The organism is Nostoc sp. PCC 7524 (assembly GCF_000316645.1).
GTDB lineage: Bacteria > Cyanobacteriota > Cyanobacteriia > Cyanobacteriales > Nostocaceae > Trichormus.
Map to the genome: position 1 here is coordinate 2,171,832 of NC_019684.1, position 21,596 is coordinate 2,193,427.

Here is a 21,596-nt window from a genome sequence, read left to right on the forward strand (position 1 = left end):
CTCCCCCATCCCCAATACTCAATGCCCACTTTCAATTTTCAATTTACAAACCATAAACAACCCATGCTGAATTCCATCAAAAACTCCCTTCTCACCGCAGGCGTAAGCAGTGTATTGAGTATCTCTGCTATGGCAGTAGCTAGCCCAACCTATGCTGCTAATCTGGATTTATCTACTTGGGGTAGCATTGGTGATGTCAGCCTCACATCAACTCAAGCGACTCTCAAATCAGGTGATGAGTTTAATACTGCGATTACTGGTGGTAGTGTTGGTAGCGTAGAAGATTTTTTGGGCATCCCTGGCGGTAGCTTAGATCCTGTTGGTTCATTCTTTGGTGCTACCCAAGGTTCTGCAATTAAAACTACTTTTGCCAGTGTCAAGGCTGGTGATATTTTCAGTTTCGACTGGAGTTTCTTGGCTAGCGATAGTGACAGTGCTTTTGTCACTATTAACAACTCAGTCTTGTCTTTGACTGGTAACTCATCATTTAACTATGTGTTCCCATCTGCTGGAAACTATAACGTGGGTATTGGTGTTGTTGATGTAGATGATGCCATTGGGGAGTCACAGTTAACAGTCAGCAATGCTAATTTTACTAAGGTTCCCGAACCGACAACCACCCTAGGGGCGATCGCCGCTTTAGGACTTGGTATGAGTATCAAGCGTCGTTTCCACAACAAAGCACGCGCTTAATTTACGCCTACGCAAGTGTACCCCTCTGTGCCTCTGTGCCTCTGTGGTTAAATTAATTTTTTTTACCACAAATACACACAGGCACAGCTCCTTATGATAAAAATTTGTAAAACTTTTATTGGTAAAAATTATTACTGTTTTCGTTAAAGTAACATTTATGACAATAGTTAATAAACTCATGTTTGTTTCTCTACCTGCGGGTACAAGTAGCAATGCTAAATTGGCAAATTAAAGTATTTTCAATGAGTAATTTCGGTTAATTGTTGTTTCTATAATTAGATACTAACCAAATGGCTACGTGAGTCATGGTTATGTCGGCAGAAGTCCTGCTGCTTCACTATGGTTTTGCTCAATCACCCTGGTTATCTTTACTGTTTCTTTATGTTTTTTTTACTATTTATTAGGGGAAAAATTGTGATATTTTAAGTCTGAGTACATAATTTTAGCTATTACACTTACTTGTAAATAGCTAGTTTTATTAGCGTTACGTGTAGTCAAGTTCCTCTGTGTTAATACTTACAGGATATATACATGATTGTGCCAAAATTTTATCAAGTTAATGACTGGGCTGACAATTAGCTAAATCTCCCAGAGCAAACCTATGCAATTGCGGTATATGTATGTTTTGTTGACACATGGAAAGGTTTCGCAACTGTCATTACAGGTAGAAAATGCTTTTGCTGTTTGTATAAAAACAATCAAGAGATTAATTCGGTAATTCAGTTTTTTAGTTATGACATATATTAAAAATGCCTTTCAAGAATTTCTCGTCACCCTAGAGGGTTTTGACCAGTTACCAACTACAGAAATCAGTAATTTACTCAACAGATTGCAAGCATTTCGCTATCGTATAGGTCAAAAAATTGTTGGTAAAGAAAGAATCCCTGAGCGAGTCACTATTCTGTATGAAGGCACAGTGCGTTTACTGGGATTTGACCCGCAAACGCAAATGCCCAAGACTTTAAAATTGCTACAACCGGGCGAAATTATTGGCGAAATCGGATTGTTGCGTGAGGTAGGGTGTGAGACGGCGATCGCCTCTACCGATGAAGTGATAGGTTTAACCTTAGATGCAGCCGACTATTTACGACTGTTATCGAATTATCCAGCCTTCGCCAATGCCCGGCAAAACCAGACTCACTTGGTAGAAGTTTTCGATGTTCTGGGTACACAGTTAGCACAGCAGGCAAATGTCATTACCAATCTCGATGAACTAGCCGAACAAGCACTACAAAATGCCAAAATCCATTACCTGACACCAGGGAGAAATTACTACCATCAACTAGATAGAGACAGCGTTTGGTTTGTCAGTGGTGGTACAGTCAACAATTTCCCCTTGGGTTCTCGCCTCGAACCTAGAGATAAACAAGAAGCCATTGTAGTCCCAGGAGAACGTCCGGCGAGGTTGCTGGGTTTAGCACCATCAGATTTATTACTCCTAGACAACAATCCCCATCAGGGACAACTGGCGACTACAACCAATCAACCATCTGTTGCTGAAACTCTAGAAATTCCCTACGCTTCGGAAGAGGACTATTCCCAGTCTGGCTACTCCTCATCCAATGGCAAAAGAACCAACCAAAAATTCCCATTCTTTCGCGGTAAGGGAGAATTAAACGCCACCTTCGCCTGTTTTCAAATGCTCACAAAGCATTTACAAATTCCCTTCCGCAAAGAGGTGGTGCGCCGCCTGTTAAATGAGCAAATTAAACGCCAAGGGAATATCTCCTTTCCTGTTTGTGCTTATCTAGCAGAGCTAATCGGACTCAAAGCCAACTTAGTAGATATTCCAGCCTCTGCTATCAACCGCATCCCGACACCAGCACTGGTACGCTATGGCGATAGTTACGCTGTGTTATACGCCACAGATGCCAATAATGTAGTTTTAGGCGTACCAACCCAAGGTATAGTTCGCTGTAAACCAGCACAAATAGTCGAACATTTAGAGACGATTGAAGAGAGTTATCCGCCACAAGTCAGGGTATTACTACTAGCTCATACCAAAGAAACACCACAAGAACGCTTTGGTTTGCGGTGGTTTATTCCCTACTTATCACGCTATAGACGAGTTCTCATAGAAGTCTTTATCGCTTCCTTCTTTGTGCAGTTAGCACAGCTAGCTAACCCCCTAGTTATTCAGTTAATTATCGATAAAGTCATTGTTCAAAATAGCATCAGCACCTTGAATATTTTAGGGGCATTGCTGTTAGTAGTAGGGATATTTGAAGCCGTACTCACGACATTGAGAACTTACTTATTTGTGGACACCACCAACCGCATCGACATGGGTTTGGGGTCACAAATTATCGACCACTTACTACGGCTACCACTGCGCTACTTTGAAAAACGGCCTGTGGGTGAGTTGTCTACGCGGATTAACGAATTAGAAAATATCCGTCAATTCCTGACCGGTACAGCTTTAACAGTAGGGTTAGATGCGGTCTTCTCGGTAGTTTATATCATCGTCATGCTGTTTTATAGTTGGCAGCTGACCTTGGTAGGTTTAGGTACTATCCCCGTATTTGTGATTATTACCTTAATTGCTTCACCTACCGTTAGTAGACAGTTACGCACCAAAGCCGAACGCAACGCCTCTACCCAATCCTATTTAGTGGAGGTGATGTCGGGGATTCAAACAGTCAAAGCACAAAACATCGAATTGCGATCGCGCTTTTCCTGGCAAGAGCGGTATGCTCGGTATGTAGCGGCTGGATTTAAAACCGTCGTCACCTCTACCCTGGCTAACTCCACCAGTAACTTCCTCAACAAACTCAGTAGTTTATTAGTGCTGTGGGTAGGCTCTTATTTGGTACTACAAGGTGAGTTAACCCTAGGGGAATTAATCGCCTTTAGAATTATCTCAGGTTATGTTACCAGCCCCATCTTACGCCTAGCCCAACTCTGGCAAAACTTTCAAGAAACAGCACTATCACTGGAACGATTAAGCGATATTGTTGATACACCCGAAGAAGCCGAAATCGACCGTTACAACATCCCCCTCCCAGAAATTCAAGGGTCGGTAAAATACGAAAACATCTCCTTTAGATTTGCCCAAAGTGGCCCCCTACAACTTTGCAACGTCAATCTCGAATTTCAGCCAGGACAATTTGTGGGCATCGTCGGACAAAGTGGTTCTGGTAAAAGTACGATGATGAAATTACTGCTACGGCTGTATGACGTAGAGTCCGGCAGAATTTTGATTGATGGTTACGACATTTCCAAGGTAGAACTATATTCACTGCGCCGCCAAGTGGGTGTTGTGCCGCAAGAAACCTTGTTATTTGACGGCACTGTGCAAGAAAATATTGCCTTGACAAATCCCGATGCTTCCACCGAAGAGATTATCGAAGCGGCGCGGATTGCGGCTGCCCACGAATTTATTATGAGCTTACCCAATGGTTACAATACCAGAGTTGGAGAACGAGGAGCGGCACTTTCCGGTGGTCAAAGACAGAGAATTGCGATCGCTCGCTCTATTTTACAACGTCCCAAGTTATTAGTATTAGACGAAGCCACCAGCGCCTTAGACTATCCCACCGAACGCCAAGTCTGTCTCAACTTAGCCAACGCCTTTCAAGGTAGCACAGTCTTCTTCATCACCCACCGTCTCAACACCGTCAGTCACGCAGATGTCATCGTCGTGATGGATGGAGGAAAAGTCATCGAACAAGGTAGCCATCAAGAACTCATGGCAGCAAAAGGTCATTATTACTACCTCTATCAACAGCAAGAAGTGAACTTGTAGGCAATCCCCAGTCCCTAATCCCTAGTCCCCAATCCCCTAATTACTATGACTCAACTCAATAGCGATCGCTTAAATGGTAATAATGGTAACGGCAAGCATGACAAAGCTGTTCCAGCTGATGCTCAAGTGGTGACATCTTTAGCTAAGAACTCTCAACCAGGTTTGATTAAGGCCAATGTTGAAGAATTTGAGCAATCAGTCGTCCTGCGCCAGTCTCCTATTTGGTCACGGACAATCATGCTTACCCTAATGGCTTTAGCCTGTTTTGGCATTACTTGGGCATATTTCGCCAAAATTGAACAGGTAGTACCCGCTACTGGTCAATTAAAGCCAGAGGGAGCTGTCAAAGAAGTGCAAGCACCCGTCAGTGGAGTTGTCAAAGAAGTCTATATCCAAAATGGGCAGAAAGTTAATAAAGGAGACTTACTATTAACTTTTGAAACTGTCGCTACTGTTGCTCAGTTGAATGCTTTAAATAAAATTCGCAGTTCCTTAATGCAACAAAATCAGATTTATCGGCGGTTAATGAATTCTACTACTGGCATCACCTCAGAACTAGAATTCAGCCGTAGTCAATTACCCAGAGATGCTGCATTTTTATTGAGAAGTCGAGCAGCTTTAGTATCAGAAAATGAGTTGTTGCGTACTCAATTAAGAAACTCTACTACAGGTATAGGGTTAGATAGTGATGAACAGCAACAACTAGCAGTTGCTAAACAGGAATTAGACACTCGTGCAGCTGCGGCAAACTTAGAAGTTGCCAAAATTCAAAAACAACTATCTCAAACTGTAGTCAAACTCCAAGATACGGAATCAAGTTTAGGCATCCAACAGCGCATTTTAGATAAACTGAAAACCCTCTCGGAAGAAGGTGGTATTTCGCAACTACAGTATCTCAACCAACAACAACAAGTACAAAATCTGACAGCAGAAGTAGCGCAATTAGTCGAAGAAAAGAAACGCCTCCAGTTTGATATTGAAAGAGGACGACAACAACTTTACAATACCGTTGCTGCTTCCGATAAAAATATCTTAGAAAGGATAGCAGATAATAAAAAACGCATTGCTGAAATTGACAGCCAATTTATGAAAATTGTGCTAGATAATGAGCAAAATTTAGCAGATATCAACAGCAAAATTTCTCAAGCCCAATTAAACTTTAAATACCAAGAACTCCGCGCCCCCGTCTCAGGTACTATTTTTGATTTACAAGCCAAAAACCCTGGTTTTGTAGCCAATCCCACCCAAAAATTGCTCCAAATTGTCCCCAACGATAATTATGTTGCAGAAGTTTTCATTACCAATAGAGACATTGGTTTTGTGAGTAAAGGCATGAAAGTCGATGTGAGAATTGACTCATTTCCTTTCAGCGAATTCGGAGATATCAAAGGAGAATTAGTTGATATTGCTTCTGATGCCCTACCACCAGACGAAACTTATCAATTCTATAGATTTCCCGCCAGAATTCAGTTAGATAAACAATACCTAGACATCAAAAATAGGAAAATTCCCTTGCAGTCAGGTATGTCCCTCAGTGCTAACATCAAAGTCAGAGAAGAACGCACAGTGATGAGCCTGTTTACTGAATTGTTCACCAACCAAGTTGAAAGTTTAAAACAGGTAAGATAAAGAAACTATTCCCAATTGATTTACTCAGTAGGGTGCGTCAGTATGAATAACTTCTTGCTATGGTTAGGGTTTCTTGCACTGACGCACCCTAAATTTGGGATAGTCCCTTAGCCTAGCTGAAGGTTATTTTGAATTTTGAATTGTATATGTATCCCCAACGCATTGAACCCAAACCCGGACAAGAATCAGTATGGGACTACCCCCGCCCTCCTCGCTTGGAGGACACTAACAAACATATTCAAGTAGTTTTTAATGGTGTAGTTATTGTAGATACCCACGCCGCCAAACGTGTTTTAGAAACCAGCCATCCACCCTCTTACTACATCCCCCCTGCGGATATCAAAATGGAACATCTGGTGTTAACACCACAGTCTAGCTTTTGCGAGTGGAAAGGACGTGCTGGTTACTACACAATACGCGTAAGTGAAAAATCAGCACAAAATGCAGCTTGGTTCTATGCCAGCCCGACACCAGCTTTTGCATCCATCAAAGATCATGTAGCTTTTTATGCCCATATGATGGATGCTTGTTATGTAGATGGAGAAAAAGTAGAACCGCAACCAGGAAATTTTTACGGTGGTTGGGTAACTAGCGATATTGTTGGGCCGTTTAAAGGTATTCCTGGTAGTTGGGGATGGTAATACGAACTTGGGTTGACGGCAGGAAACTCAAGATTTACCTTCAGATGAGGCGAATTGCAGATGAAGATTAAACGTATTAGCCGTCCAGTGTTCCCACAGGTTATGGTAATAAAGGTGAATGCAGAGGGACACAGAGAGTTTATGAATATTCAGCTTGTTGAGTCTTTAGCTAATGCCATCAAAGCTTTGTCTCCTGAAGAAAGAGATTTATTAAATCAAAAATTAACACATCAATCTGATTGGCAAAATTTACGGACAAGAATTTTAGCTAATGCTCAAGCCATTCAGCAACGCCGTAGTGATCAACCATTGGAACTAGATATTGAAGAGATCATTCATCAAATGCGAGCAGAACGGAATGAACAATTGATTGCGAATTTTTTGTCTGATGAATAAAAATAATGAGCCGACAAATTATTTGCGTTGATTCTAATTTTGTAGTTAAGTTAATCAAAAATTCCTCGCAAAATTCAACGCATCTCACATTATGGGATAACTGGGAGCAAAACCAAACTCAGATTATTGCTCCAACTCTCTTATGTTACGAAGTCACTAATGTATTTCATAGAATGCAATTAGCAAAACAACTACTGAAGACAGAAGCAGAGGAATGTATAAACCTTGCCTTCAATTTATCAATTCAGTTTTATAGCGATCGCCAATTACATCAACAAGCCTGGGAATTCACACAACAATTTAACCTTCCTGCCACTTATGATGCTCATTATTTAGCATTAGCTCAGAGATTTCAAGCAGATTTTTATACAGGTGATAAACGTCTATTTAACAGTGTGAGTTCCGTTTTATCTTGGATTCATTTGGTTGAATAAATAGGATAACGGTGAGAAATACGATCGCCTGAAATGGCAGTTGCACAAATCTCAGAGTACAATGATAACGATTATCGTTATTTCCCACAGACTCGGCAATGGCAACTACTCCAGTGCAGTTACCTCCTAAAATTGACTTGGCGATTATTGGTGCTGGCCCTCATGCGTTAACATTTGTCACTCATTTGCTGCAAAAGCGACCCAAAATGCAGGGGAGATTTTTGGTATTTGATCCTAGCGGTAGATGGTTGAATCGATGGCAGCAGCAGTTTGCAGCTTTAGAAATACCACATTTGCGATCGCCTGCGGTACACCATCCTGATCCCAATCCCTTCGCTTTGCGAAAATTTGCCGAATCTCGTCCCCAAGAATTATTCCCCCCCTACGACTTACCAGGAACGCAGCTATTTGCAGACTTGTGTCATGATGTGATTCAGCGTTGGGATGTAGAGGATGTAGTTGTACCAGCTAAGGTGACACGACTGCAACCCTTACACCAGCGTTGGCAGATGTGGTTGCAAGATGGCACATCAATCATTGCGCGGCGGGTTGTACTAGCTACGAACAATAGCCAAATCCAGATTCCTGACTGGGTAAATCAAATAGCCTTGGAATATCCCCAAGACAAACTCTGTCACTCACAGCACATAGATTTACGGCAATTACATTTGACAGGTGAAAGAGTATTAATTGTGGGTGGTGGTTTAACCAGTGGACACTTAGCAGTGGGTGCGATTAGTCGTGGAGCCAAAGTCCACTTAATAATGCGGCGACAGTTGCAAGCTAAATTATTTGACGCGGAACCTGGTTGGTTAGGGCCAAAATACTTAAAAGGATTCTTCGCTGAATCAGATTATCAACAGCGTTGGCAAATGATACAGCAAGCGCGTAACGGTGGTTCGATGACACCTGCAATAGCTACGCAACTACGCCGGGCTGTGGGTGCTGGTCATGCAATCATAGATGAAGATTGTCAAATTGTTGCAGCTCAATGGTTAGGAAATCATTGGCAGGTAAAATGCAATGATGGTAATGAATATGAGTGCGATCGCATTTGGCTATCTACTGGTAGTAAATTTGATGTTATAGCCGAACCATTATTAGCAGAAATTTTTCATGCTTACCCTATTCCTGTAGTCAACGGCTTACCTGTATTAGATAGCTGTCTACGTTGGCCTAGTTGTGAATTATTTTTAATGGGAGGTTTAGCAGCATTACAAGTAGGGCCGACAGCACGAAATTTATCAGGTGCAAGAATGGCAAGTGAAAAAATTGTACCAGCGATTATTAAACCTAGGGTTTCTCTTGCTCATCCTCAAATTGCATAATGATTAGATGCTTAGTTAGTGGACGCACCGCAGGCTTAAAGCCCTCATTACGAAACAATAAACTTAACGTTGAGATGGCTGAATTCTAGGTGGAAAAATTAAGTAAGTTCCACCTAACCCCTCAACAATGGTACGTGTATTAGCAAACATCATATTTTGATAGCTATTTGCGTTACTGTCTGCTTCTCCCAGTCCTTGAGTATATAGTTGCCTTTCTGATAATTTTACCTGTGCTGCTGTAGCTACTGACTCAATTAACTCAGGGTTAACTTTCGCTTCTGAAAAAATTGTTGGTACTTTAGACTTTTGGATATATCTCACCAAATTTGTGATCCGTTGATCTGTTGCTTGCTCTTCTGTACCCAAACTGGCTGACGGAATACCATATGCTTTGGTGAAATAATCTATGGCATTAGTGGTTGTTACTAATCTGCGCTTTTCTTCAGGAATACTACCAATTCTTGATTTAATCCAACTATCTATCTGAGTGAGTTCCGCTTTAATTCGTTTAGTATTTTCTTGATAAATATCTGTATTATTTGGTTCTAATTTTTTTAAGTTACTACTAATAACCTCCACCATTTTTATCCCATTTTTCGGATTATGCCAAATATAAGGATTACTGACTTTTCGAGTATTTATCTGAAATTGCTGCGGCTTAGGCAGGGCAACTTGGCTAACGGCTATTTTCGGAGCTTTGTTGTTCGTTTCCTTAATTAATTTGATTAATTCTGGTTCTAGATTGTAGCCATTGTAGAAAATTAAATTAGCTTGCTCAATAGCTGTACGGTCTTCTGGTTTTGGTTGATAATCTTGGGCATCTGTATTAGGAGGAATTATACAGGTAAGATTAATGGTATTTTCCGCAACTTGTTTAGCTAAATCACAAAGTAAGCTTGTAGTAGCGACAACCAAGGGCAGATTTTCATTAACAGTGGTAGAGGTTTTGGTGAAGGAGGTATTTATAGCTTGATTTCCACACCCAAAAAATCCAATTGTCAAAAACAACAATACAAATTTTATGGGAGGACTTTTTAGTATTTTTTGTGACATATAGCAATCTGATTTGATTTCTAAAATTATCTGCGTAGGTAGGCAATAGGCAATGGGCAATAGGAAAGAAGGAAGTAGAGGTGTACTGAGTGTTGTATGCGCCAGCGTAGGCTACGCCAACAAAAATCAAATAGGAGTCCTATATTTAATTCATGCTGAATCTATAAAACAGCTTGTTATTATAAGTAACAGATTTTCTATTTGCTACTAGATTGATAATTTATATATTTTGCCATAACTAAAATATTTGTAGCGGTAGTTAGGGTAGCAAATTTTATTTATAATATTTAATTTTTGGCATATTTTTTCGATATTCTATCTGGAAAATACAATCAATATACACAATAAAGGCACAGTAACACTGTGCCTAATATAATATTTTTCACTGTGATTAAAAATCAACAGATGGCAGTTTTCCTTGTAAAAGTTGAAATTTAGACTGAACACAGTTAGCGCAAGTACAACCTAACTGTTCAGTGATCGGATTCGATGCTGGAGTCAAATGCGGTGCTGCAATTTCCGACAATGGTTGTACGTATTCTACCGTAATTCCTGGGTTAACAGAAGTAGATTTTATACTAGCATTGGCTGGATTGGCTGCTAGTAGTATGGAGGAAAGAATGACGGGGCAGACAAGCAAAAACAGTTTGACTAGGTTCATAATTCACATATTAAATACTGCTGTTGATACAGCATAGCCAATTTTTTGGAATAGCTTCAACTTTCATCGCTGTGTATAACTTAACTATGTCCGAAGCCTTGACCGCGTAATATCTTTGACCAAATGAGAATTTCACCTTTTTCACCACCTGCGGCTAATAATTTGCCTTGGGGATGCCAAGCTAAGGTAGAAAAACCATCAGCAGCCCCTGTAAGAATTTGGGAGACTTGCTTGGCTTTGTTCCACAAACACAACCAGCCATCTGTAGCCGCCGAAGCAAGAAGAAAGCTGTTTGGAGCAAAAGCGATCGCATTAATCACCCCCACATGATTAGTTAAAACTCGCGCTTCCCAACCCAAGTCCTCATCCTCTAGCTTTTCCCACACCACAATCCCTTCCACACTGGAGGTAGCTAACAATGGCGCATCGATTTTGCTCTTAATATCTGACCAAGCCAATTGCCGAATCTTACCAGGGAAGCCACGCATCACCCAAGGATCGGGATTATTCCATTCCAAAACGGTGACGCTGCGATCCATATTCCCAGAGGCGAGAAATTTACCATCAGTTGACCAACCCATAGCGACACTGACAGTAGGCATAGTGAGAATGTAAGGTTCTTCGTCCCAGTTTTGCGAGTGCCAAATTTTCACGCCTTGATTCCCACCAATGGCGAGATATTGTCCATCAATGCGCCAATCAATACTCAATGCAGAGGAGTCAGCAAAATTCAGGGTGACAACTACCTCACGAGTATCAGCATCCCAAACTTGAACGTAGCGCCCTAAACTAAAAGCCAACTGGTTATTAACATGATTCCAAGCTATTTTATCCACCCAAGCCGGGGCATTTTCTAAAGTGGCAATTAATTCTTGTCCCTGCCAAATTTTCACCCGGCCATCTTGTCCCCCAACGGCTAAAAATTGACCATCCCTGGAGAACGCTACACAATCTACTGATTTACCTTCACCAGTTTGCAAAGTGATTAATTCGCCATCTTGCCACAGTACCACTTCCCCAGCCGCCGAGGTTGCAGCTAGAGTATCACCTCTTGGCGACCAGGCGATCGCAGTTACATACTCTGCCAGTGTCCCTGAATAATGTTCTTCAAATTCTTTAGATTTGCTAGTTGTGAGGTTCATATTAATTTATAGGGAGTAGGGAGTGGGGAGTAGGGAGTAGGGGAGCAGAGGGGCAGGGGAGCAGGGGAGGATGGGGGAGTGAGGGGAGATGGGGGAGTGAGGGGAGATGAGGTAGAATTTTTACCCAGTCCCCAGTCCCCAATCCCCAATCCCTCCTATGCCATACAAGCCAGAAAATCTTGTTTCAATTGAGCTTCATTGAGATTGCGACCAATAAAAACCAGTTCGTTTTTCCGCTTTTCGCTGGCTTTCCAAGGTCTATCCGGTCTGCCATCCAATATCATATGCACACCTTGGAAGACAAATCTATTATCTTCGCCAGCAATATTTAATATGCCTTTCATGCGGAAGATATCAGGGCCTTGGGTACGCAATAATTCTGAAAGCCAAGCGTTTAATTTCTGCCCATCTAGTTCGCCTTCTTCTACCAATGCTATAGAAAAAACAGTATCATCATGTTCGTGGGCATCTTCACCTAAGAAATTAGGGTCTATTTCTAAGGCGCGTGCTAAATCAAAGGCTTGCACACCCAATAAAGCATCCATCGATAATTCAGAATTACGGGTGCGGTAAATTTTAGCGATCGCATTCATTGACCGAATCCGCTTTTCTAATTCATCTAATTCTGCTGGTGCAACTAAATCTGTTTTATTCAGTAAAATTACATCGGCAAATGCAATCTGTTCTTGGGCTTCGTCTGCTTCCCAATGCTGCCAGATATGCTTGGAATCAACCACTGTCACCACTGCATCTAAAGACATTTGACTTTGCATATCTTCATCTACAAAGAAAGTCTGAATTACGGGTGCAGGGTCGGCTAATCCAGTTGTTTCTATTACTAAATGGTCAAACTTATCCCGCCGCTTCATCAAATTACCGATGATGCGAATTAAGTCACCCCTGACTGTACAACAAATACAGCCATTGTTCATTTCAAATATTTCTTCATCTGCATCAATAACTAATTGATTATCAATGCCTACTTCCCCAAATTCATTGACGATCACAGCCACTTTTTTGCCATGTTCGTAGGTGAGGATGTGATTGAGTAGTGTTGTTTTCCCTGCTCCTAAATAGCCAGTCAAAACAGTAACGGGAACTGAATTTGTCATTACATCAGCCACCATATAAAAGCCTCTTATCTCACCTTATGGATAATCATTATCACCTATCATAAGTCTTTTTATATGTTTGTGTGAACTTGTCATGCTTTAGGGCTGAAATCTCACCAATGTTTTATTTGTCATCTACGAACAGTAATAAATTTTAATAATTTTCCAGAAATCAAAACTCTTGATTTTTTTAACAAATTCTTCATTGACAGCCCAAGCAAGAAAATGATAATCATTATTACTGAAAAATTATACCTTCATGGAGAAACCTAGTGGTTTCAAAATACACTAGCTGCTGGCGCAAGCAATCTACTCTTGCTATGAGCCTATTGTTTGCTGCGCCATTGGTTGTATCTACTGCTGTTGCACCTGCACAAGCTCATGGTAGTGATGCTGACCATGACGATACTGAATCTTTCATTGGCTTAGATGGTTTGGAGTTCCTCACGAGTGGAACGTATGCTGGATTGGAGAACCCCAACTACAAACGTTTGACCTTTCTCTATGCTCATAGAGAAGAAGACTACACAAGGAATCATTTCCACGGTATCGGTGTTTATAGCTACTCAGGGCCTGTAGCTAGCCCAAGTATTAATTCCACCAACATCAATAACAGAATTCCTGAAATTTCTTCAGGAATTCCACCACTGAAATTATTACCGGGTACAGGGATTTATGCTGGGCGGTTGATTAGCATGGACACCCATGAGGAATATAGCAATCTCAAAATTCAATCTGTGCAATCTTTGCAAGATCCTGCACATCCGGATGATCTGTCTTTGTTTAATAGTTCTCGTGGTCGTTGGCAGTCACCTCTAGCGGGTGCAACAATTGGTCTACAATTGATGTCTATTACCAGTGGGTTGAATATTGCTAATGAAGCGGGTGAAAATATCCTCACGGCTCTTGGTGAGATTTACACTATCGGTAGTGGTGATGATTTTTCCTTTACCCCGACTTTCTGGACGAATAGAACAGCAGCACCCGGTGTTTATTCAGCTACATTTAAATTAGTTGATTTAAATACTGATAATAACCGTACTCCCTTTTTGGAATCTGGTACATTTAGCTTGGATTTCCAAGTCGAAAAAGTGCCAGAACCTTCGACTACTATTAGTTTGGGAGTAGTTGGTTTATTAGCTTTATCTATATCTCACCTCAAGAAACGGACTGTAAACAACTGAGATTAGTTAGTAGGGTGCGTCAGTTGGAATAATTTCTTGGTATAGCTAGTTTTTCTCGGACTGACGCACCCTACATTTTGCGTAGCACTTAATTTTGTGGCGATCGCAAAAAATCCTCAATCGCGGCAAACACCTCTTGTGGGTATTCCTCGTGCATTCCCAAAGAACCGGGAAGTACAACGCTCCTTACTCCTGGGAGTGCAGCTATAGTTTCCATTTCTTGGCGTGATTTGGGGGGACTTGATTCACCAATCACCATCATGAGGGGAACAGACAAAGACTGTACCAGTTCAATAAAATCGGATTGATTGTGTACTGCGTCAATATTTCCAGTCACGAAAGCCGCAGAAGCAAACCTAGCACCTGGTTTTTGGGTAGTTTGCCATTTCTTCTCGATGAAACTGGGTGTAAGTTTCGCCGTATCAACGAAGACATGGCGACGGTACATAAATCTTAAGAATGAGGGTGTGGTATTGAGTTTGTAGAGGATTTGACCGACAATAGGCGATCGCACCAATCCCCTAACTACACCAGCTATTTGTGGATTTGCCCCCATTGTTGGTAAAGGACCGCGCCAAGTGGGTGCAACCAAAACAATTTTTGCAAAAGTATCTGGCTGGGTGCGGGCTAATTGCAACACATAACTCGCCGCATGACCAGCCGCTACTACAGTAACGGGGGTAGAAAACACAGTCTGAATAAAATCCGCGAGAAATTGCTGATAAATTTCTGGTCGGTAATTGATACTGGGACGGGAAGATTGCCCAAACCCTGGCCAGTCTACAGCTACTACTTGAAAATGGGGAGCTAGTAGCCTAGCCAATTCAGCCATTTCTTGGCGGGTGGATACACTGCTAAATGCTGGCAAGAGTAATAGAGGTGAACCATTGCCCAGAGTTTCATACACAACACGCAATGGTTGACCTTCCCATTGCCAAAGATATTCTTTAACTACTCCACCAAATCCAGTCGGGTCATAGGTTGATAATAAACTGGTAGACATCGCACTAAATATTTGGTAGTTGTCACAATACTTTTAGTTTGGCAGGTCTAACTTACATTCCAACGCTTTTTTTTGCATTGTTTTAAAAATGTTATAAAACCCATTAGCGCGGGAAGGGGTAAGGCTGACATTTAAACCAGTTTCTTGAATAAAATCTGGTGTTAGTTCGACAATTGCCGTAGGTGCTAGTCCGTTTAAGCCTTCAATCAATAGGGCGACTAATCCTTTAGTCAATTGGGAATCAGAATCTCCTTGATATGTCACCTGACCATCATTTAAAGTTGCAGTCACATATACTTGCGAAACACAACCAGGGACTTTATTTTCTGGCACTTTATCAGCTTCTGGGAACTCTGGCAGTTTTTGAGCATACCAGATTAATTGTTCATAGCGTCGTTTTGGGTCACTTGCCCGTTGAAAACGCTGGACAATTTTAGCAAGGGCAGGAGGTAAGGAGTCTAGAGTGGAAGACATAGCAGCAGTTGTAAATAAATTGGTCTTCCTTTGAGTGTAGATTATCTTTATAGGGATGGCCTATGGTTCAATCTAGGCGAGATGGGATGTATTGAGTGAGGCGATCGCAAGATGAGACAATCGCATCTACAGCTAACGCGGATTAAAAAAGATTCATGAATATGTAATAGAAGACACAAAATAAATTCTAGAGATATGTGCATAAATAGGCTGCCCCAGTATCAGCCAAACTTCATTATCGAGGTTCATTCACCAATTTATGAAGTATTGAAAACGAATGTTAAATATTACTGCAAAATAGGAATTTCTCTTGAATTTATTGCGGGATTTTGCAGATGATATCTTCAATGATTAAATAAATTTCAGGAGCTTAATTCAGGTGTTAACTTCAACCTTACTCGCTGCTGCAACTGCACCCCTGGAATGGAATCCCTCAATCGGGATTATCATGATTGTTGCCAATGTCATCGCTATTACCTTCGGTAAGTTCACCATTCAATATCCCAGTTCAGAACCAGCTTTACCATCTGCCAATCTCTTCGGTGGCTTTGGTTTACCTGGTTTATTAGCGACTACAGCATTTGGTCATATATTAGGCGCAGGTATTATTTTAGGCTTGCATTACCTGGGTAGATTCTAGTGCAGAAAGGTAGGTAAGAATAAGCAGAAAATATCTGAACCTATTTGCTGATTCCAGATGGTATCTCTACTTACGCCCTGCTGAAGTAAATAATTTTATTATTGATTGTTGTGTCTGTATCTATGAGCCAGAGAATATATTCTCTGGTTTTTTCTATTTATAGAAAGGGACAGATGACAGGCTTGAAAGCCTTTTATTGTAACAGTTTTATAATTACTGGATGTCGTAATCTAGGTGGCAACTACTATAATTTCAATACCTAAAAAAAGTTTTTTATCAAATTATATTACTAGAAATTTTTACATAGGAAATTTCAAACAAAATAGCACATTCGTAGGGTGCGTCAGGTTTGAGTTTTTCGTGATTCTCAACAGATGTTTGACATCTGACGCACCCTACAAGATAGGGCAGAAAGACAAATTGGCTAGATTTTTTCTACTTAAGTTGACATGATTGCAGGTGAATTGACCTGAAATCCCTTACCAACACCATATCGAACGGTTCTGAATTCTATATGATTGGTGCTGGGGGTATAGAGAGTATATTTGGCTGTCCCTGGTGTTCGTCCCACATTGCCCACTCCGATAACTTGGCGTGGAGATATTTGCACAGATTGGGGAGATATTTGACTATCGAGAGTCGTGATACCCGTTGTGACAGAACCTGTTTGTAGCTGATATTGAAAAGCTAAACCAGACCGACCACAAAATAAGTTATGAGCCTGCATTCGTGAGAGACGGTCAAGCATTTGAATGGGTGGAGTGTCTGGGGTTAATGCTTCGTCTATGGATACAGTTGTACCGTGAATCAGCAAAGAATCTAATTCAAAAAACCCAAAATCCAGGTTTCTTAACCATTGCACCGTCTGACGAGAAACAGAATCCCACAATAACTTAACCGTCTCCCCACCATACTGAGCTATTAAATCATTTGCTTCCCCAGTTGCACCAAGACCATGCAAAATCAAACACTGTTCTTCCCACCAACCTTTACAAACAAGTGCTTCTAACTCACCGCGTCGTGGGTTCTGCACTCGTTCTACCAACTTTTCAACCTCTTGCCTCGGCCCGACTAAATCACCCAAAATATATAAAGCTTCTACTTCATTAATCTGGCGTTTAATATCTGCCATTACTGCCTCATATGCAGCCAAATTACCCTCAATTCCGCTTAAAATTGCCCACTTACCCATAAAAATCTTCGCTGTTAACTAAAATTGACATCACCTAAAAATAGAAACTTGCAAAAAAAGCAGAGAAGGCAAGGAAGATAAGAAAAAATATTAACCGAATCCCCAATCTCCAGTCCCCAATCCCCAATCCCCTTATCTCGTACAAACATGAGTTGGGTCATCAGCCCTTTCCGCATACTCCAAACCTTGAGCTAAACGCCAAGCAAAAATTGCAGGTAAACCCTTTTCTATAATTGCTGCACAGGTTTTTTGATAGTCGTAAGGAACTTCTCTTAAAGTTACTGCTTGAGTATCAGTGTCATAAATTACATAAGTGGCATTGGGTCGTCCATGTCGAGGTTCTCCCACTGAACCCACATTAACAATGCGCTTGATAGCAGTAGAAAAGCTGAGTTGTTTCTCTTCTGTGGCATCAGTTTTGACACATACTTGTAAACTACCTGCATCTAGAGTGCGGATATAAGGTACATGAGTATGACCACAAAACAGCACATCTGCATCTGAGGACAGCACTCTTTCTAAAGCTGCAAACGCGTCGAGTTCTGGTAATAAATACTCGTGATTGCTGTGGGGGCTACCATGAACGAAAACTAGATTGTCTTGACGTAAGCTATGAGGCAATTTGGCTAGAAATTCTTGATTTTCTGGATGTAGTTCTTGATGTGTCCAGGCGTGGGCAAGTTTACCGCGTTTTTCAGCTAATAGGGAAGGATAACTACACTCACAGGAGTTCAAACCTTCAACAATGTCTTCATCCCAACAACCAACACAAGTGGGAATCTCTAAAGAACGAATTTGTGTAACGACGGCGTTGGGATATGGGCCATATCCGACTAAATCACCCAGACAAAAGATTTTATCGGCTTTTTGCTGGTCAATATCTAATAAAACAGCATCTAAGGCTTCGTAATTACCATGAATGCAGGATAGGACTGCTATTTTCACTCTCTAATCTCCTCCATGAGAATTTGTTTTACCTGTTCTTGGTATTGTGTAATTGCAACTTCTGATAAATAGCAATCTCCCAAGGTTTGTTTCATTGCAGATTCATCTAAATTCTGCCCTAATACCTCAATACCACTAAATCGCTGTGGTCTACCTTCTAAATGGCGTGGTAAATCTAATTCTAGGAAATCGGTTGCTGGTACGCCTGCGGCGAAATCTGCATATAATGCCCGGCCATCAGCAACATCGAAAATTCCTTTGGCACGAATCACTTGACCATAAGCCCCATGAGTAATTTCGTACCAAAACTCTTGTAAACTATCTTCGTCAATGACTTGACCACTGGAAGGCGCACGCCAGATTTGAGTAGGAGTAATATTAGTGTCAATATCTGCACCAGTGATAATTTTCTCAGCCCAAGTGTGATACTCAGAGCCTTTCAGGTGTGGCGGCAAGATAGCCACTGCTTGGTAAGATAAATTGTCTAATATCTGACTAATTGCGCTTAGTTCTAAGTAGAATCCTATTTCTACATAGACCTTCTTAGCGGTGGCTAGGTGGGTGAGAAATTCTACTTCCTGCCCATCAAAAAATACTTTTACTTCTGGAAATTCCGCAAAAACGCGTGTCTGGTCGATGGGAACTTTCCCAGTCCCAGGACTAAAATAAATAATATTTCCATCTGAGTTGAGATTCTGCATCTGTTGACAAATCCAGGTAGTTTTGCCACAGCCAGCAGGGCCGGCTACTACAGTAATTATTGGTAAATTCATAAACTAAATGATAATCATTTTCATGCGATTTGCAAAGTAATAGTCATTGGGTATTGTCTACCCTATCTTCCTTGTCTCCCTCGTCTCTCCAGCCTTTATTCCTAAAAAGCTAGCAACTGGCACACTAAAGTCTCTACAATAAATCCCTGGTTGACTGAAAAAATTATTGTTGTCATTATGACTAATCAAGCTCCTATCCCGGTGATTATTAATGGTGCGGCTGGTAAAATGGGTCGCGAAGTTGTGAAAGCAGTTGCACAAGCACCAGATTTAAATCTGATGGGTGCAATTGACCGCAGTCCAGAACATCAGGGTAAAGATGCTGGGGAACTTGCGGGTTTAGGAGAACCTCTAGAAGTGCCTATCACAGACCAATTGGAACCGATGTTGGGGTATGTGGCTGGTGAAAGACAAGGGCCTCCTGGGGTGATAGTAGATTTTACGCATCCTGATTCAGTTTATGATAATGTCCGCAGCGCGATCGCCTACGGGATTCGTCCTGTAGTTGGGACTACAGGATTAAGTCCAGCACAAATTCAAGATTTGGCAGATTTTGCTGAAAAAGCTAGCACTGGTTGCTTAATTATTCCTAACTTCTCCATTGGCATGGTGCTACTACAACAAGCCGCCATCACAGCCTCCCAATATTTTGACCATGTAGAAATTATTGAACTGCATCATAATCAAAAAGCTGATGCTCCTAGCGGTACTGCCATTCAAACCGCGCAGTTACTCGCACAGATGGGTAAAGCTTTTAACCCTTCTGTTGTGGAAGAAACGGAGAAAATCCCTGGAGCTAGAGGTAGTTTAGCAGAGGAAGGTATTAGAATACATAGTGTGCGGTTGCCGGGACTGATAGCTCATCAAGAAGTGATTTTTGGCGCACCAGGACAAATTTATACTTTACGCCATGATACCAGCGATCGCGCCTGCTATATGCCAGGAGTATTACTAGCAATTCGCAAAGTCTTGCAGTTAAAGTCATTGGTATATGGTTTAGAAAAAATCCTCTAAATTCCCTATTCCCTAATTATGCTTGTCCCACTGACTCGCCAGAAATTTGAACAACTCATCCCCCTAATTGCCACTGGGCCACAGTACAAGTATTACTGGGGGAAGTTTTCTAATTTTTTGCAGCGCCTATTAATTTCTGTAGTCATCGTAGCTGTCATTCTGCTGGTAAAAGTAGTTTTTCGGTTGGTAACTGGCCCCATATTATTTTTCCTGGGAGTCATCGCCGCACTATTTTGGATGTGGTACCCAGTTTTCCAGGCAAGTTTACGGAATGTCAAATGCCGCCGTTACAAATACAGTGGTTTTTTTCGTGGTCGAATTTTAGATTGGTGGATTACAGACAAGTTAATTGGTAAGCAAGAAACCGTCAACAGCAAAGGCGAATTAGTGATTGTCGAGAACCGGGAAAAACGCATTAACCTGGAGGTTGGCGACGATACAGGATTTAGCGTTGAACTAGATGCACCACTGCGACCTTACCATAAAGCGATCGCCCGTGGGCAAGTAGCAGAAATGATTCTCATGTCCAATCGCCCAGATTTGAGCAGTATTGAAGAATTTAGCGATGTCTATATTCCCAGCCGTGATATATGGGTAAGTGATTATCCTTTTATCAGAAGAGACTTCTTTGATGAAGTCAGTAACCGCTTACGCGAAAACCGACAACCAAGACAAAAAAAGCCCCGCCGTCGTCGAAGCGTTGAGGAATAGTTGGGGACTGGGGACTGGGGATTGGGGATTGGGGATTGGGGATTAGGGACTGGGGATTGGGGATTGGGGGCTGGGGACTGGGGATTGGGGGCTGGGGACTGGGGATTGGGTAAAAATTCTACCTTGTCTCCCCTCACTCCCCCATCTCCCCTCACTCCCCTACTCCCCCACTCCCCTACCCTCTCCTATTCTGCCCGTAAGCTTGCCATGCTAAGTCTATCAGCCCGTCTGCGATCGCAACTGCTACAACGGCATTTCCTTTGCGGCTATCAATTGTGATATTGGGAACAAGAGAATCTTGTAAACGCCTTTTGGCATCGTCCACATCAACAAATCCCACAGATGTAGCAATGATTAAAGCTGGGCTAATTTCTTCTGCTTCTATTAAATCTACCAGTGTAGTTAAAGCTGTTTGTGCTTGACCTACTATAAAAATACCTTCTGGGTAACGCTTGGCTAAATTTTCAATTCCCCAAGCGGCACGAGTTCTTTCTGTTTGAGTACGGGTTATGGCTTCCGTGCTGGAATACACGGCATTAGCAAAAGTATTTTGAATCTCGTAGGCAATACCTGATTGCACCATCGGCACATCTACAACAATAGTAGTACGTGCCGCCAGTGCTGCCGCACCCGATTGTAATGCACGTTCAGAAAACCGAATTAAAGACTTATACTCAAAGTCAGCCGTAGCGTAAACCACCCGCCGGACAATCTCATATTCTGCGGGTGAGAGGACATGATCGCCAATTTCGCTATCAATAATTGCTAGACTTTGAGCATCAGTTACGTGCCATTCCATTGCTCTTGAGTTCTGAAAGACTAGCTT

The 21,596-nt window shown here is 41.7% G+C and carries 21 protein-coding genes; 11 read left to right on the forward strand and 10 right to left on the reverse strand.

From position 1 onward, the window contains the following. Positions 1-63 precede the first annotated feature (63 nt). From NOS7524_RS08595 to NOS7524_RS08625, 7 genes are all read left to right on the forward strand, one after another. Positions 64-693 (forward strand): PEP-CTERM sorting domain-containing protein, encoded by a 630-nt coding sequence (locus NOS7524_RS08595; protein WP_015138093.1) that lies wholly within the window; start codon positions 64-66, stop codon positions 691-693. Between the two features lie 733 nt (positions 694-1,426). Continuing rightward, complete coding sequence (locus NOS7524_RS08600) at positions 1,427-4,438, forward strand: peptidase domain-containing ABC transporter (RefSeq protein WP_015138094.1); 3,012 nt, start codon at positions 1,427-1,429, stop codon at positions 4,436-4,438. A 45-nt stretch (positions 4,439-4,483) separates the two neighbouring features. Further along, a complete protein-coding gene (locus NOS7524_RS08605; RefSeq protein ID WP_015138095.1) occupies positions 4,484-6,067 on the forward strand; it encodes an HlyD family efflux transporter periplasmic adaptor subunit in 1,584 nt (527 codons plus the stop codon). Between the two features lie 146 nt (positions 6,068-6,213). Beyond that, complete coding sequence (locus NOS7524_RS08610) at positions 6,214-6,708, forward strand: DUF427 domain-containing protein (protein WP_041555240.1); 495 nt, start codon at positions 6,214-6,216, stop codon at positions 6,706-6,708. A 141-nt stretch (positions 6,709-6,849) separates the two neighbouring features. Beyond that, complete coding sequence (locus NOS7524_RS08615; RefSeq protein ID WP_041555241.1) at positions 6,850-7,104, forward strand: hypothetical protein; 255 nt, start codon at positions 6,850-6,852, stop codon at positions 7,102-7,104. Between the two features lie 5 nt (positions 7,105-7,109). Continuing rightward, entirely contained in the window at positions 7,110-7,538 is a 429-nt protein-coding gene (locus tag NOS7524_RS08620) for a type II toxin-antitoxin system VapC family toxin (RefSeq protein WP_015138098.1), read from the forward strand. 98 nt (positions 7,539-7,636) lie between these two features. Continuing rightward, positions 7,637-8,866, forward strand: coding sequence for an FAD/NAD(P)-binding protein (locus NOS7524_RS08625; protein ID WP_015138099.1), 1,230 nt, complete (start codon positions 7,637-7,639; stop codon positions 8,864-8,866). A gap of 63 nt (positions 8,867-8,929) precedes the next feature. Here the strand turns inward: NOS7524_RS08625 and NOS7524_RS08630 are convergent, their stop codons facing one another. From NOS7524_RS08630 to NOS7524_RS08645, 4 genes are all read right to left on the reverse strand, one after another. After that, complete coding sequence (locus NOS7524_RS08630; protein WP_015138100.1) at positions 8,930-9,919, reverse strand: metal ABC transporter solute-binding protein, Zn/Mn family; 990 nt, start codon at positions 9,917-9,919, stop codon at positions 8,930-8,932. A 391-nt stretch (positions 9,920-10,310) separates the two neighbouring features. Beyond that, positions 10,311-10,580, reverse strand: coding sequence for a hypothetical protein (locus NOS7524_RS08635; protein ID WP_015138101.1), 270 nt, complete (start codon positions 10,578-10,580; stop codon positions 10,311-10,313). A gap of 80 nt (positions 10,581-10,660) precedes the next feature. Beyond that, positions 10,661-11,722, reverse strand: coding sequence for a WD40 repeat domain-containing protein (locus NOS7524_RS08640; RefSeq protein ID WP_015138102.1), 1,062 nt, complete (start codon positions 11,720-11,722; stop codon positions 10,661-10,663). Between the two features lie 155 nt (positions 11,723-11,877). Next, positions 11,878-12,849, reverse strand: a complete 972-nt coding sequence (locus NOS7524_RS08645; RefSeq protein WP_015138103.1) for a CobW family GTP-binding protein — start codon at positions 12,847-12,849, stop codon at positions 11,878-11,880. 305 nt (positions 12,850-13,154) lie between these two features. Between NOS7524_RS08645 and NOS7524_RS08650 the strand changes: the two genes are divergently transcribed. Further along, positions 13,155-14,018: an all3515 family Zur-repressed PEP-CTERM protein gene (locus NOS7524_RS08650; protein WP_068969771.1), complete on the forward strand. Its 864-nt coding sequence runs from the start codon at positions 13,155-13,157 to the stop codon at positions 14,016-14,018. Between the two features lie 88 nt (positions 14,019-14,106). Here NOS7524_RS08650 and NOS7524_RS08655 read toward each other — a convergent pair whose 3' ends face one another. Together NOS7524_RS08655 and NOS7524_RS08660 are read right to left on the reverse strand one after the other, a co-directional pair. Beyond that, positions 14,107-15,021 (reverse strand): alpha/beta fold hydrolase, encoded by a 915-nt coding sequence (locus NOS7524_RS08655; RefSeq protein ID WP_015138105.1) that lies wholly within the window; start codon positions 15,019-15,021, stop codon positions 14,107-14,109. A gap of 33 nt (positions 15,022-15,054) precedes the next feature. Continuing rightward, on the reverse strand, positions 15,055-15,495 hold the full coding sequence (locus NOS7524_RS08660) for a SufE family protein (protein WP_015138106.1): 441 nt from the start codon (positions 15,493-15,495) through the stop codon (positions 15,055-15,057). A gap of 379 nt (positions 15,496-15,874) precedes the next feature. Here NOS7524_RS08660 and psaK point away from each other — a divergent pair, with 379 nt between their 5' ends. Further along, positions 15,875-16,135 carry a photosystem I reaction center subunit PsaK gene (psaK, locus tag NOS7524_RS08665; RefSeq protein WP_015138107.1) on the forward strand — a complete coding sequence of 87 codons (261 nt, stop codon included), beginning with the start codon at positions 15,875-15,877 and terminating at the stop codon, positions 16,133-16,135. Between the two features lie 439 nt (positions 16,136-16,574). Here the strand turns inward: psaK and NOS7524_RS08670 are convergent, their stop codons facing one another. The 3 genes from NOS7524_RS08670 to NOS7524_RS08680 all read right to left on the reverse strand — a co-directional run bounded on the left by NOS7524_RS08670 (position 16,575) and on the right by NOS7524_RS08680 (position 19,045). After that, entirely contained in the window at positions 16,575-17,327 is a 753-nt protein-coding gene (locus NOS7524_RS08670; protein WP_015138108.1) for a hypothetical protein, read from the reverse strand. Between the two features lie 132 nt (positions 17,328-17,459). Continuing rightward, positions 17,460-18,272 (reverse strand): metallophosphoesterase family protein, encoded by an 813-nt coding sequence (locus NOS7524_RS08675; protein WP_015138109.1) that lies wholly within the window; start codon positions 18,270-18,272, stop codon positions 17,460-17,462. Further along, complete coding sequence (locus tag NOS7524_RS08680) at positions 18,269-19,045, reverse strand: GTP-binding protein (protein ID WP_015138110.1); 777 nt, start codon at positions 19,043-19,045, stop codon at positions 18,269-18,271. Before NOS7524_RS08680 ends, NOS7524_RS08675 begins: the two co-directional genes overlap by 4 nt. 177 nt (positions 19,046-19,222) lie before the next feature. Between NOS7524_RS08680 and dapB the strand changes: the two genes are divergently transcribed. Further along, positions 19,223-20,059: a 4-hydroxy-tetrahydrodipicolinate reductase gene (dapB, locus tag NOS7524_RS08685; RefSeq protein ID WP_015138111.1), complete on the forward strand. Its 837-nt coding sequence runs from the start codon at positions 19,223-19,225 to the stop codon at positions 20,057-20,059. Between the two features lie 18 nt (positions 20,060-20,077). Beyond that, entirely contained in the window at positions 20,078-20,770 is a 693-nt protein-coding gene (locus NOS7524_RS08690; protein WP_015138112.1) for a hypothetical protein, read from the forward strand. Positions 20,771-20,945: 175 nt separating this feature from the next. Here NOS7524_RS08690 and NOS7524_RS08695 read toward each other — a convergent pair whose 3' ends face one another. Continuing rightward, positions 20,946-21,569, reverse strand: coding sequence for a precorrin-8X methylmutase (locus tag NOS7524_RS08695; RefSeq protein WP_015138113.1), 624 nt, complete (start codon positions 21,567-21,569; stop codon positions 20,946-20,948). Between the last annotated feature and the right edge of the window lie 27 nt (positions 21,570-21,596).

Bases quoted from the DNA above. Each gene is read 5' to 3' on its own strand.
- NOS7524_RS08600 (WP_015138094.1), top strand. From the start codon at position 1,427: ATGACATATATTAAAAATGCCTTTCAAGAATTTCTCGTCACCCTAGAG.
- dapB (WP_015138111.1), top strand. From the start codon at position 19,223: ATGACTAATCAAGCTCCTATCCCGGTGATTATTAATGGTGCGGCTGGT.
- NOS7524_RS08605 (WP_015138095.1), top strand. From the start codon at position 4,484: ATGACTCAACTCAATAGCGATCGCTTAAATGGTAATAATGGTAACGGC.
- NOS7524_RS08670 (WP_015138108.1), bottom strand. From the start codon at position 17,327: ATGGGTAAGTGGGCAATTTTAAGCGGAATTGAGGGTAATTTGGCTGCA.
- NOS7524_RS08620 (WP_015138098.1), top strand. From the start codon at position 7,110: ATGAGCCGACAAATTATTTGCGTTGATTCTAATTTTGTAGTTAAGTTA.
- NOS7524_RS08615 (WP_041555241.1), top strand. From the start codon at position 6,850: ATGAATATTCAGCTTGTTGAGTCTTTAGCTAATGCCATCAAAGCTTTG.
- NOS7524_RS08640 (WP_015138102.1), bottom strand. From the start codon at position 11,722: ATGAACCTCACAACTAGCAAATCTAAAGAATTTGAAGAACATTATTCA.
- NOS7524_RS08650 (WP_068969771.1), top strand. From the start codon at position 13,155: ATGAGCCTATTGTTTGCTGCGCCATTGGTTGTATCTACTGCTGTTGCA.
- NOS7524_RS08595 (WP_015138093.1), top strand. From the start codon at position 64: ATGCTGAATTCCATCAAAAACTCCCTTCTCACCGCAGGCGTAAGCAGT.
- NOS7524_RS08660 (WP_015138106.1), bottom strand. From the start codon at position 15,495: ATGTCTTCCACTCTAGACTCCTTACCTCCTGCCCTTGCTAAAATTGTC.
- NOS7524_RS08680 (WP_015138110.1), bottom strand. From the start codon at position 19,045: ATGAATTTACCAATAATTACTGTAGTAGCCGGCCCTGCTGGCTGTGGC.
- NOS7524_RS08645 (WP_015138103.1), bottom strand. From the start codon at position 12,849: ATGGTGGCTGATGTAATGACAAATTCAGTTCCCGTTACTGTTTTGACT.
- NOS7524_RS08610 (WP_041555240.1), top strand. From the start codon at position 6,214: ATGTATCCCCAACGCATTGAACCCAAACCCGGACAAGAATCAGTATGG.
- NOS7524_RS08690 (WP_015138112.1), top strand. From the start codon at position 20,078: ATGCTTGTCCCACTGACTCGCCAGAAATTTGAACAACTCATCCCCCTA.
- NOS7524_RS08630 (WP_015138100.1), bottom strand. From the start codon at position 9,919: ATGTCACAAAAAATACTAAAAAGTCCTCCCATAAAATTTGTATTGTTG.
- NOS7524_RS08635 (WP_015138101.1), bottom strand. From the start codon at position 10,580: ATGAACCTAGTCAAACTGTTTTTGCTTGTCTGCCCCGTCATTCTTTCC.
- NOS7524_RS08695 (WP_015138113.1), bottom strand. From the start codon at position 21,569: ATGGAATGGCACGTAACTGATGCTCAAAGTCTAGCAATTATTGATAGC.
- NOS7524_RS08655 (WP_015138105.1), bottom strand. From the start codon at position 15,021: ATGTCTACCAGTTTATTATCAACCTATGACCCGACTGGATTTGGTGGA.
- NOS7524_RS08625 (WP_015138099.1), top strand. From the start codon at position 7,637: ATGGCAACTACTCCAGTGCAGTTACCTCCTAAAATTGACTTGGCGATT.